Raw genomic sequence first — 12,181 nt, 5'->3', positions numbered from 1 at the left:
CATGGCGGGCCTTACTCATAGGTGGTCGGGGAACAGTTCTGGATCCGAAGGCGCGGGCACCTCCCATCCGCTGCTACCACCACCGCTGCTACCACCGCTGTTGGAGCCGCCTGTGGACGCTCCACTGCCGCTGCCACCACCACTATTTCCGCCGCCTGTATAGGCGGGTGTGTAGCTGGGAGTGTAGGACTGTTGCGCTTGCGCGGCGTCCGCCGCTTCGGCGGCCTCTTCCTCGGCTTTTCGCCGGTCCTCCTCGCTCTTCTTGGCGATGGAGGCGTTCACCGCCTCCACGGCCTTTCCCAAGCTGTCCTCGGCGTCCTTGAGGTCCGTTGCATCGCTTGCATCGGCAAGCGTGGCGTCAGCGGCGTCGATCGCGTCCGACAGATCGTCTCTGACCGACCCATCGGCCACTTTACCGTCGCTATCGGCAAGCAATTGGCGTGCGGACGCCAACGCGGCGGACAAAGCGGATTCGGCCGACTCCAGTTCCTTCGCCTGCTGTGAGGCGAGCACAGAGTCGGCGGCCTTACGGATCCGCTTCGCCGCCGTCTCGGTCGATTTGGTGGCGGACGCCGCGCGACTGGCCGTATCGGTCAGGTCTGACACGGTATCGGCGTCGCACTGCCACACCGTCTTTTCCGGTTGGGTGTCCATCGCCTCGGCCAAAGCGTCCACCGTATCCGGGTCGGCCACCATGTCGGCGGTAATCGCGGCCGCGTCCTTCGCGTCGGAAACCGCCTGCTCCCAATCCTCACGAGCGGTTTCGGCATCCGCGACAGCAGAAGCGCAATCCTCGACGGCGACGCCGATCGCGTGGCGACGATACAGCGCCGCTCCTCCCACGGCCATCGACGCGACGGCGATGAGGCAAACCAGGACAATCGCCATAAGACGAACCGGCATCCTATGCGCAGCGGTGGAAACGGCTATGTCGGGAACTTCGGAGACGTTCTGCAGCTCTTCGATCGGATCCGTCGGCAGTCCATCAGAAATCGAATCTTCGGACGGTTCGATGGGCTGATCTCCGTCATCGGCGATCAACGGTTCGTGCCGGCGTCGCGGCAGCAGCCGCCGCTGCTGCTGTTCGGGAGGTTCGGGCGGAGGTCCGGCGGCGAACGGATCCTCCTGGGCCTTCAACGCCCATGCCGTCAGTTCGGGCCATGCCGACGGGTGGTCGGCGATCTGGCCCAGATATTCCCAATTGTCGGATTCGGCCGAGAACGCGGCCAGTTCGGTCGAATCGAGTTTCGGATTCAACCTCACTGCTCCGCCTCCGCACCGGACGGAGACGACACGGCACCATCCAATTCAACGACGCCCTTCGAACGCCATTCGCCATCCTCGCACACGAACGACACAGACCATGCCTCGGAACCATTCTTGACCACACACGTCGCATCCAGGCCGTCATGGCCGGAAGCGAGATAGCCTTGCGCGTCGGCCGACGCCGATCCCACCGCATCGACGGCCAAGATCGAGCACACTTCATCCAACGGCATCACCGACAACGACTCACCCGCACTTGCGGCGCTCCCATCAGATTGCCATGTGCGGGTTTCCGACAGCCAGGCGGACACGACCAACACCGCAGCCACGAACACGATCGCGAACGCCAGAATGACGCGATCTCGCAAACCCAGACTCCTCATATCCGCTCCTTCGCTCCTTAATGGATGAAATCGATGCCCGACAGCGCCGCGTCAAGCTGCGTCTTGGTGAACGTGCGCACGGAGACCACGCCCAGGCCGACGGCGTTCGACTCGCTGATTTCGATGGAACCGTCCGAGTTCACCTTCTCCACCACGGCCACATGCCCGTAATAGCCGTCAGCGCCGAGTATTCCAGCCTGGAACACGATCACATCACCGACCTTGGCGGTCTTGTCCACGCTCATGCCGGCCGCTTTCGCCTGGTCGCGCCAATCCTTCGCGTTGCCCCAACCGGGGATAGGATTGCCGATCTGGGCGCGCCGCGACGCCACCCACCAAGTGCATTGACCCCACGGATACCGGGTGTCGCTGACGGTGCCGGTGGCCTCCATATCTGCCAGCAGATCGGTCTTCATCCGCAGCGCGGGGGAGAGCGTGCCGACGCTCATGCCGGCGGAACAACCGGAGGTGGAGAGCCGCCATCGCGTCGTCATTCCGTCGGGCTGCGACTGGTATACCGCGATCTCGTCACCGGTCTGGTCGCCGCTCTGAGCGCCGGTGATGCCGCCGGTCTCGTCATGCCGAGCGCCGATCCACTCGCCATCGCCAGCGTAGAACTCCACATGGCCGGACGATGAGACGATATCGCCTGCCTCCAGATCGGCCACGGAACCATCCCAATCGGCAGCCGTGAAACCGGCGGCCTGCAAGGGATCCCGCATCGAAGCCGTCGAGAACGGCAATAACGTATCTCCGACCTCAAACCCAGCCGCCCGCAACGCCGTCCACACGAACGAGGAGCAATCGTAATCCGGTCCGGTGCGATGGGTCTGCGAATAGCCATGCGTGTCATCCTCGGCGGTCTCGCGCGCCCAAGCCAGATAGGATTCCACCCGCGCGTCATCACAACCGGTCTCGGTGGAACCGGCGGCCGGAATGAACAGACTCACCAACACCACGACCACGATCGCGACCCCACCGCCGATCAAAAGCATCGGCAGCGACGCCATAGCCGTGGTGCCCGCGACAATCGCAGCCTTGACCTGGGTGACGGCAGCGGCCGTATACCGCGCCGCAGCGGCGGCGGTCCGCGCCACGGCGCGGCCGCCATTGGCGGCCGACTTTCCGGCCGTGCGACCGGCCGTGCGACCGGCCGTGCGACCGGCCGTGCGACCGCCGCGCCGGACCGTACCATGCCCGCCCATATGCGCGGCGGCGCGCCCGCCAGTCGGCCGGACACGCGTGGACGATGCCGAACCGGTTCCTTTGAACCTGATCCGGCTCGAAGCCTTCTCGCCCGAAGACGAAGATGCGGGGGCGTCGCCGGCCTTGGCCGGCGTGGCCTTCCCCGTCTTGGTCTTTCGTCGGGTCACGGCGGGTTTCGCGTGTTTTTGGGCGAAATCCGCCGCCGCGGCATCCACCTGGTCGGCGTCGGAAACACCCTGACGGGCATCCTCGGCGCGCGACATGGACACCAGCCCTTTGCCTCCGCTCAGGGCCTTGTGTCCGACGAAGCCCAAGCCACGCCCCGCCACAAGGGACACGCGCCGCGCCCTGCCTGCGAAATTCGCAATACGTGTCTTCGTGTGGAATTCCTTCGCGGTGGCGTGGGAGTGGTATTCGGACAACGGTCTCGCTTTGCGCATTCTTATTCCTCGCCGAACTTGGTGGAGAACAGGCGATACAGCCTGCTGGACGTGTCGATACGCCCGTCGAACGGGATGTATGATTCAGCGGACTTGAGCATGCCCTGGCCGGGCTGGACGCCGGTGAAGAACTCGCGCTGCTCATCGGACAGCTTCAGCAGCTCGCACAAGGCGGCCGCGTCGGTCGCGGTCTGGTTCATCAATAGCAGGAACGAACTGTTGGACAGCATCAGCCGCGCCTCGTCGTTCAGCAGCAACTCCTCGATGTTCTGCGTGATGCCGGTGACGCCCAATCCCCATTTGCGACCGCGTTTGTACAGGCGCAGGAAGTAGTCGGCCGCGAACGGATTCGAGAACAGCATGTGGAACTCGTCAACCCACAGCCATGTCCTTCGTCCCTGGGCGCGGTTGCGCACCACACGATTCCAGACTTGATCCAACACGACCATCATGCCGAACGTCTTCAACTCCGCGCCCAGGCCGGACACGTCGTAGACGACCATGCGATTGCGCACATCGACATCCGTGGGATGCGCGAAGGCGTTGAGGCTTCCGGCGGTGTAGATCTCCAACGCTTGGGCCGCCTCGTGCGCGCGTTCCTCGTCCAGGGACTCCAGCATGTCGCGCAGGTCGGCCAGGGTCGGCATCAGGAGGCGTTTGCCGTCGCGCAGGTCACGGTACAGCGTCATCAGGCATCGGTCGATCAGCGCGCGGGCCACCTTGTCCATCCCCTCATCGCCGCCGATCAGCGCGCCGATCATGTTCAACGCGGCCGCGCACTTGGAACGGATCGGGTCACCCTCGGAATCGTCCAGCAGTTCGATGTCCAAAGCGTTGATATGGGACGGGCTTGACTCGCCTATTTCGATGCGCTCACCGCCAAGCTGCATGCACAACGGAGTGAACTCGTGTTCGGGATCGATGACGACCAGATCATCGTCGGGACGGGTCAGAAAGATCTGCGTGATCTCGTTCTTCGCCGCCTGGCTCTTGCCGCTACCGGCCGTGCCAAGGATGAAGCCGTTGGCGTTCATGTTTTGTGCGCGATCATAGACGACCGCATTGCCGCTCCGCGCGTTCGTGCCGGCCATCACGCCACCCGCCTGGAACAGCTCCTGCGTGGTGAACGGCAATAGGATGGCCGCGCCGCTCGTCGTCAGGGTCCGCCGCATCGGCAGCGGGTTGACCCCGAGCGGCAGCACCGCGTTGAGAGCGTCGCCCTGCATGTAGGTGAGCGTGTCCGCGACGCACGATTGCGCGTCGATCACGGCGATCACATCACGCACCAGACGATCCAACCGCTCCTCGGTCTCGGCGCACACATCGATCACGACCAAAGAGGACACCAGACGCTCGCCCTGATGTTTGAGATCGTCGCGCATCTCGGCCGCCTCATCCATCGACTCGGACAAATCATGAGGCAGATAATCGTCCGGCTGATGCCTTTTCCTATTCTTCGACCGCTCGTCGGCCGCCTGCATCTCCATCTCCGCGATCTTGCGGTTCACCAGCTTCAACCCCTCGGCCTTGCCCTCGGGAGTCAGATGCACCGACACGGTGATATCCGCCTTGATATCGGTCAGATCCGCGATCAGCTGGTCGGACAGATAATCGGGAAAATCGCTCACATACAACACCTGATGCAGCATCGACACATCGCCGTCATCAATGGTCAGACGACGCTTGTCCCGCATATCCACCGCCCACGGACACGCGTAATCCTTCGTGCTCGCATGCCGCCGTGCGGCGAAATCATCCTCATCAAACGTGAAGCGGGTGCCCCGGCGCAGCAGCGAATGCAGCACGCGCAGCCGTTCCCGACGGTTCAGCTTCACAGCCTCGCAGCCATACAGGCTGCGCAGTTGCGATTGAACGGACAACGCCTGACGATTCAGCAAATTAATGGCCCGCTCGTGATCGGAATTGGACAGGCTGAACGTCAGGTATTTGTCCGTCACCGTGCTCTTTGACGAACCGGACAGCTGACGGCGCACGTTGCGGTTGAAATCCTCACGCAAATCATCATGCCCGTCACCGGCCGGAGCCATCGTGATCTGGGCGCTCACCCGCTCGGGATCGAGCGTGCGGGTCATGATCGTCTCCTCGACGCTCACCCCGTTGCCCACGGAATTAAGGATCTGACCCCAACGGTCCACGATATCCAACTGCTGATCCTGCGTCGCGATTGCGTAATTGATATCGCCAAGACGCAGCGACACACTCCAGACATCACCGCCGAGATACATCTGACCGCCCGGCAGGAGCGCGTCATAGGCCACAAGCTCCTTGACGGACCTGGGCGCGCCCTGACGGGATGCTTCTTTCTCTGACTTTTCCTTCTTACGCATGTCGCCTCCTTGATTGTGATTGGTGCTCATTAACTGATGGTTTGGCCGATGAGTGATGGCTGGCCGGACCGTCGCGAAACAGCAGATTCGACCCGAACTTGTGCCGCAGCACATAGACGGCGTATTTTTCAGGCATCAGACCTTTCGGCCTCCACCAGCCCCACGCCGCAAGAGGCGCGCACACCACGAACAACAAGGCCGCGCCCAAATTCGTCTGATGCAGGAGCCAGAAGAACACGAACGTCTCCCCGCCACCAACAACGAGCATCAACGCGCCGGCCAGCATCTGCCTCCAGCTCATGCCCCACTGGACCTTCGCCTCGACCCCGTGGATCTCCTTATAGACCCTCATCTGCAAAGCCATAAAACCTCCTCACTCGCCGGCCACCGCGCGGCTCACACGCTGGGAAAGCTGGATAACGAAGAACAACAGCACCGAAGCCATCAACAGTTGGGCGAAATGCCCGGTCACCCAACCGACCATGTCTCCCTCCGCAGCGGACAAACCAACAGCGTCCGCAACGATCGCCTGATAGATCGCCAGACAGATCAACAACGTGACCGCATTAATGCAGGTCCGCGCATACGCCTTGAAATAACCAATCGCGATTGGTTTGGTGTCGTCATGGATCAGCAATGCGAACGGCAGCGACTGGAAGGCCGTCAGCGCGTAGATCTCGATGAAGCGCACGTACATGACCACGGTCGCGATCACACTCGCCAACTGCGACAACAGGAACGGAATAAGCAGCAGAATCAGCAACGCCGCCTGGCCCATGACACCCGCATCCGATATCTGGTCACGCATCTGATCGCCAAGCTCATTGCCGGTCGCGGTGGTGTCGGCGCTCATCTGGTCCGAAACGCCGGTGACAAGCCAGCTGGAAATCGAATTGAAGGCCCGGAGGAACAGATCGGCGTTTTGAGCGGCCAAAAGCACCAATGCCACCTTGAACAACGTTCCGGCCACGATCTTCACTCCAAGTTCGCGATCGGACTCGATACGGGTCGAGTTACGAGAAAGCTCCAGAGTGAACATGATTGCGAGGATCACGCTCGTCAACGGCTTGACCACCACCGAATGCACGCTCAAAGCCAACTGATACAGCGTCGGATTCCATGAGTCCGGCGACGCGGTGAGCAGATTGGTCACGTTCGATCCCAGCCCACCGCCGCCGATCATGTTCAGCATGTTGACGCACCAGTCCTCAAGCACAATGATGCCCTACTAGCTAAGAGCGATGCTGGAGAACAAAGTGCCAGCGGCCAGAATCAGGCCGCCGCCGACAATCTGCCACATGCCGGATTTCATGTCGGGACCATTCTGGTCCTTGAGCGCGCCGCCGAACGACACCACGCCCCACACAAGCCACAGACCACCGCCGATCTGCACGAACCGCACGAACAATTCGAGCACCTGGTTAAGGAAATCCATCCCAACTCCTTGCATATCATCAGGGTCACGCCCGATGCGCGAACCTCATACAACAATGTTCAGGCCAAACCCGCGCGGTTTTGGGCGGACAATTACAAAACAGTCCCTCACAGCTATAAGGCCGTGAGGGACTTGTCATTTATCCGTCAAACCGTCGGATCAGCCCGCGTGACGCGCGGAGTGCGCGCGCTGGCGGCGGACCAGGATCAGGCTGACGCCCGCGCCCGCGATGGCGACGGCGGCGACGATCATGCCGCCGATGGCGACGCCGGTCGAAGCCAGGGGCTTGTCTCGGTAGCCGGACCAGTCGTCGGTGTTGGACGTGACCTGGGTGTCGGCGCACAGCTGCCTGCCGTCGATCTCGACCCTTTCGCCGGTGACGGTGAAGCCGGGATCGACCTCGTCGCCGAACGGGTCGGACGTGTCGGCCGCACATTCGACCAGCGGGGTGCCGGTGACGATCGCGCGGTCGGTGTGATTCGACCCCTCCGAGACGCCCTTGAGCGTGCCCCTGACATCGACGCTCTCACCCGGCTTGAGCACCAGATCATCCCAGCCGTCCGGGTAGACCAAGGAGTCCATATCGATCTGGGCGTCGCCCACGATCGTGGAATCACTCAAATCAAGGTCACTGGCCTTGAACCACGCGCCGTCGCCCGTGTCCGGATCGACACCGCTCGTGTTTGTGATGGTGAAGGTGATCTCCGTGGAGTCGCCGTCCATCTTGAGGGCCTGGTCGGTGGAGTCGCGGTCGCCGGTCTCGATGCCGCTGGCCGTGTCCCACTTCTCGATCGACAGGCTCGGGGTCATGTCGGGCGTGCGGGTCCACACGGTGTTGGACTCGCGCGGCTGGCCGTTGAGCGTTTCGGTCCACACGTTCTCGACCTTGTCCACGACGTTGAGGCGCTTGCACTGGATGTACAGGGTCCAGCCGGCCTCGTGCTCGTTGTCGGCGCTCACCAGATCCAGGTAGGCCTGGGTCGCGTTGACGGTCACCAGGCCGTTGTCGTCGGTCTCGACGGTGAACAGCGCGCCGCCGAACTTCGAGGAGTCGAAGTTGCTTCCGGCGATGCGTTCGCCCGCCTGGGCGATCACCTCACCGTCACGGTAGAGGTCGCGGCTGGCGTAGATGGCCCATTGGCCGGTGTACTCGTCGTTGGCGGTGTCGAGCTGGTCCGTGCCGCCCCAGTCCGTGATGACCGGGTAGGCGCGATCCGTGGGCAGAATCGAGCTGTCGAGCTTGTACAAAAACAGACGATCCTTGTAGACCGAGTGGCCGTTCACGCTGTCGCCGCCCACGCTCACGGTCACGTCCTTGGAGGGGTTGATCTCCTTCAGCGGATTGGTGACGGTGTTCGTCTCGACGCGCGTGTCGTTGGCGATCTGCGTGGCGGTGTTGGAGACCACGTAGCCGTCGGTGACCTTGATGACCGTCATCGGCAGGACCACGGTGTAGGTGTGGCCCAGCAGCGACTGGTCGATCGCGGGATCCGCGAGCGGGTCATAGTCCGCGTCGGTCAACTCGCTGTAGGCCTTGAGGTCCGTGGGCTGGGGGTCGCCCGGCACGGTCTCGCCCGTCGCGTCGATGTACGTGTCCACGAGCTTTGCGAAGGCATAGACCACGCCGTCCTGCACCTGGATGTTGAAATCGGCGGTGTGGTCCACACCGGACTCGTCCAGCACCTCGATGCCGGTCTCGTCCAGGCTCAGATACTCCTCGTCCCAGTCATCGACCATGCCCAAGCGCCACACCTTGTATGCGGCGTTGGAAAGGTCGGTGGCGTCGATGCTGACGCGGTAGTAGACCTTGTCGCCCAGGAGCGCGGTCTTGCCGTCGATGCTGATCGTCGGATCCTTCTGGGTGTCCTGCTTCTTCGGCGTGATGACCGGCGGGTTGTTCGTCACCTCGTTGGACTCGGTGACGCCGTTGTTGACCGTCAAAGCCGCCTTGTTGTCGATGGTCTTGTCGGTCGGGGCGTCGTCGTGCACCTTGGCCTCGAAGCGCAGCAGGAGGCGCGGATTCGAGCCGGCCTGCCAGTTCGCGGCCACCCAATCCTTGCTGAAGGTCACCACGAAGCTGTGAGCATCGTCATCCCACGAGACGGTGTAGCCGGTCTTCTTCGGAATCACCGAGCCGGTGTTGAGGTCCGTGATCTCAAGCGTCTGCTTGTTCGCGGTGGTGTACTCCGAATACGTGTCCGAGAGCTTCAACACAGTCACCTCGTAGGCCTGGTCGGCCGGGATCTGGGGATCGACCCTCACCGTGTACTCCACGGTCTGGCCGGGGAACACGACCTGCTCGTCGATGTCGGACTGGTCGCCGCCCTGGGAGGACTCGGCGATGACCTGCTTGTGGATCGGGGGCACGGTCACGCAGATCTTCGGGCTGTTGGTGTCCACGGTGGAGCCGCCCACGGTCTGGGAGCCGACATTGTCGAGATCCGCGCCGCTCGGGTCAACGCAGGTATTCAGCTCGTCACCCTGCTCCTTGCCGTAGCTTTCGAGCAGTTCGGTGGTGTCGAACTGCACGTCGAAGGTCACCAGCACGGTGATCTGCTTCGCAACCGCGAGATCCTTCTGTTCGGCCTCGTAGTCGTCGTGCGCGTTGACGGTCACCTTGGTACCATCCGTCGTGATGTCGAAGCGGTCGGTGACATCCGTGCCGGTCTTGTTGATGCCGTCGATGCTGGAGGTCTCCGAGGTGGAGGCGTCCTGCTCATAGACACGGATGTTGTCGGCGTCCAGATCGAGGATCGAATCGACGGCCGAATAGTCGTCCGAGAAGCTGATCTCGGGGACACGGCCCAAGCCGGTCGGCAGCGTGCCGTTGATGACCGCCGCCACTCGGTCGCCCAAGCGGAAGTAGTCGTTATCGGCACCAACCATGTCGCTCTTCGTCGGATCGGTCACCGTCACCCAGTCGCCGTCGGAGTCGAGCTTGACCCACGCCTTGTCCGGGTTCGGCGTCCACACGAACACGGGAGGTTCGTTGGTCTCGATGGTTTCGTTGTTCCAGGTCTCGGAGGCGACGTTCGTGAGCTGGATCTTCTTGCCCGCCGTCGCGCCGGCCTTGATGACGCCCTCAAGATAGAACTTCACCTCGGATTCCGAGGTCTTGAACATCGTCGCGGCGATGTAGGAGGCCTTCGCCGTGGCGGTAGCGGTCCTCGCGCCCTGATCGATCACGATGTCGAACTGATCGGTCACGTCCTCGCCGTCCACGAACACCTTGCCGGACTGCCAATCGATCCACTCGGTCGAACCCGTCAGATCATCCGTGATGGAATAGGAAGCGAGAGGATTGAGCAGGTGCGCGGGCAACGTGCCGTTGACCACGACCGCGATCTTGTCACCCACAAGGAACGTCTTCGTATCGACGCCCTCCTGGTTGGTGTGGTCTGGGTCGGCGGCCTCAAGCGCGCCTTCCTCGTCCAGAACCCACACCTTGTCGGGCTGAGGGGTGACCTTGCCCACCTCGTCGCTGTTGCCGGTCTGGCAATCGGCCAGCGAACCCATGCCATTGTCACCCGTCCAGCACGCGATCGAACCATCGGAGATGGTGTAGTCCGAACCGGTCGGCTTCGCGCTCTGAGGAATATTCAACGTGTAGACGCCGGAATGCGGGTTGGTGACGTGGGCCTTGACCACACGCTTGCCCTCCTGGCTGTCATCGATGCTGATGTCGGCGGCGACCACATTGCCGGAGGCGTCGGTCACGGTGACCTTGCTCAGATCATCCGCATCGATGCCGCCGATCACCACGTCCTTGGTCTCGATGGTGTCGTAAATCCAGAACTGCGACGAAGCAGAGGAATGCGCGCTGATGTGCGCGGTGTACAACGAGCCGGACACAATCGAATCATTATCGTCGGTCACGGTCTCGCCCGCAGCGTTCGTCAGAGTCTTGGTCGGCGGCTCGTTCGACGCGCTCCAGGACTCCTTTGCGTCCTGCTCGCCCGCATGGCTCGCAGCGGCGGCCATGTTGCCCTGCTTCGGCACATCGACATCGAACCAGAACGATCCCGCCGGCCACGATTCCCACGACGAATCCACATCACGATAACCGAAAGACACTTGGGTACTGCCGGTGTTCGACGCGGTGAAGCTCTTCGACGCGGTGCGTGTGGACCCGTCGACGCCACGCCAATGCAGCGTCGCGGTGCCGCTCACGTTCTCCACGGTGTTGGCCCCGCCGTTGGAAAGGCTGATCGTGTCCGACACATCACCGGTGTCACCGGCCTTAGTCGTCGTCCCCGACGCCTGCGTCGAAATGCTCAAATCATAGGACGGATCCGCAGGCTCGTACTGATTCAGGGCAATGACGACAAGGGAACCAGTTGATGCGCCGTTGACAAAGTCAGGTGCATATTGGTCTGCAATGATATCAACGCTCATGCCTGGCTGATCGGTAAAGATGTCACTCGTGCTGTACGATTTCCCATTGTTGTAGTAGGGGCCGCCCTGCACGGTCTGATTCCAAGCGTCCATCCAGATGCTATGAGATGCGCCAGCCACATATCCGAACTGGCGAGATGACGTGCCAATCGCTCCGACTGCCACGACACGACAGTTCGCTGTTTCTCCTGGATGGGCTTCATTGAAACGGGCGACACAATTAGAGTTCGCTTCGTTCAGGGCTTCGTTGATCCAAGCGTCGGCACTGCCTTCGATGCGAGTCCAGTCCATTTCGAGGGCTTTGCGCACACTGTTGGTGTCCGTAGCTGATCCGAATCCGCCGTCGTTATTGTCTTGATATCGCCATGACAGGAAAAAACCGCCACCGCCGGTCGGGATTCCTCCGCCTGCGTTGCCGCCGCCTCCTGATGCATAGGCTGTCGCGGTGCCTGCTGCCAGTCCGCCAGCCAGGACCGCAATGGATGCGATCGTAGCGCACGCCTTACGGCACTTGTTCAAAAAAGTCATATCAACCTTTTTCGCTAATTCCAGCCTCCTCGCTTCATCTGTACAGGACTGGCCGGAATCGAGATGAAACCGGCCGTCCCATACATGGTATGAGCGAAAAGGCGCGAGTCGTTTTTTCCCCGAAGGCGTCCCACGGGCGACCCGCAATATCCAGTCTCAGTGATAGGTCAGCTGTTTTTG

General features: G+C 62.0%; 8 protein-coding genes. All 8 read right to left on the bottom strand.

Features of this window, described 5'->3' with window-relative positions; all coding sequences use genetic code 11:
- Positions 1 to 15: 15 nt before the first annotated feature.
- The gene (locus BE0216_RS02505) at positions 16 to 1,263 is read right to left on the bottom strand and encodes a hypothetical protein (RefSeq protein WP_143147946.1); all 1,248 of its coding nucleotides are present in this window, start codon (positions 1,261 to 1,263) and stop codon (positions 16 to 18) included.
- A complete protein-coding gene (locus BE0216_RS02500) occupies positions 1,260 to 1,649 on the bottom strand; it encodes a hypothetical protein (protein WP_072724086.1) in 390 nt (129 codons plus the stop codon). Before BE0216_RS02500 ends, BE0216_RS02505 begins: the two co-directional genes overlap by 4 nt.
- Before the next feature lie 17 nt (positions 1,650 to 1,666).
- Complete coding sequence (locus BE0216_RS11940; protein ID WP_072724088.1) at positions 1,667 to 3,295, bottom strand: CHAP domain-containing protein; 1,629 nt, start codon at positions 3,293 to 3,295, stop codon at positions 1,667 to 1,669.
- A gap of 2 nt (positions 3,296 to 3,297) precedes the next feature.
- Positions 3,298 to 5,643: a VirB4-like conjugal transfer ATPase, CD1110 family gene (locus tag BE0216_RS02490; RefSeq protein ID WP_094636093.1), complete on the bottom strand. Its 2,346-nt coding sequence runs from the start codon at positions 5,641 to 5,643 to the stop codon at positions 3,298 to 3,300.
- Positions 5,636 to 6,007 carry a PrgI family protein gene (locus BE0216_RS02485; protein WP_072724092.1) on the bottom strand — a complete coding sequence of 124 codons (372 nt, stop codon included), beginning with the start codon at positions 6,005 to 6,007 and terminating at the stop codon, positions 5,636 to 5,638. Before BE0216_RS02485 ends, BE0216_RS02490 begins: the two co-directional genes overlap by 8 nt.
- Before the next feature lie 9 nt (positions 6,008 to 6,016).
- Positions 6,017 to 6,835 carry a VirB6/TrbL-like conjugal transfer protein, CD1112 family gene (locus tag BE0216_RS02480; RefSeq protein WP_072724093.1) on the bottom strand — a complete coding sequence of 273 codons (819 nt, stop codon included), beginning with the start codon at positions 6,833 to 6,835 and terminating at the stop codon, positions 6,017 to 6,019.
- Between the two features lie 36 nt (positions 6,836 to 6,871).
- Entirely contained in the window at positions 6,872 to 7,078 is a 207-nt protein-coding gene (locus BE0216_RS02475) for a hypothetical protein (protein ID WP_072724095.1), read from the bottom strand.
- 159 nt (positions 7,079 to 7,237) lie between these two features.
- Positions 7,238 to 12,001, bottom strand: a complete 4,764-nt coding sequence (locus tag BE0216_RS02470) for an LPXTG cell wall anchor domain-containing protein (protein ID WP_072724097.1) — start codon at positions 11,999 to 12,001, stop codon at positions 7,238 to 7,240.
- Positions 12,002 to 12,181: the final 180 nt, after the last annotated feature.

The sequence above is a fragment of the Bifidobacterium eulemuris genome, from assembly GCF_014898155.1.
In the GTDB taxonomy this organism is placed as follows: domain Bacteria; phylum Actinomycetota; class Actinomycetes; order Actinomycetales; family Bifidobacteriaceae; genus Bifidobacterium; species Bifidobacterium eulemuris.
The sequence above is the reverse complement of the archived record's forward strand: the minus strand, read 5'-3'. Positions and strand labels throughout refer to the sequence as shown.

Excerpts from the sequence above, each read along its gene's own strand:
- BE0216_RS02475 (WP_072724095.1), bottom strand. The coding sequence starts at position 7,078 with ATGGATTTCCTTAACCAGGTGCTCGAATTGTTCGTGCGGTTCGTGCAG.
- BE0216_RS11940 (WP_072724088.1), bottom strand. The coding sequence starts at position 3,295 with ATGCGCAAAGCGAGACCGTTGTCCGAATACCACTCCCACGCCACCGCG.
- BE0216_RS02500 (WP_072724086.1), bottom strand. The coding sequence starts at position 1,649 with ATGAGGAGTCTGGGTTTGCGAGATCGCGTCATTCTGGCGTTCGCGATC.
- BE0216_RS02480 (WP_072724093.1), bottom strand. The coding sequence starts at position 6,835 with ATGCTGAACATGATCGGCGGCGGTGGGCTGGGATCGAACGTGACCAAT.
- BE0216_RS02485 (WP_072724092.1), bottom strand. The coding sequence starts at position 6,007 with ATGGCTTTGCAGATGAGGGTCTATAAGGAGATCCACGGGGTCGAGGCG.
- BE0216_RS02490 (WP_094636093.1), bottom strand. The coding sequence starts at position 5,643 with ATGCGTAAGAAGGAAAAGTCAGAGAAAGAAGCATCCCGTCAGGGCGCG.
- BE0216_RS02470 (WP_072724097.1), bottom strand. The coding sequence starts at position 12,001 with ATGACTTTTTTGAACAAGTGCCGTAAGGCGTGCGCTACGATCGCATCC.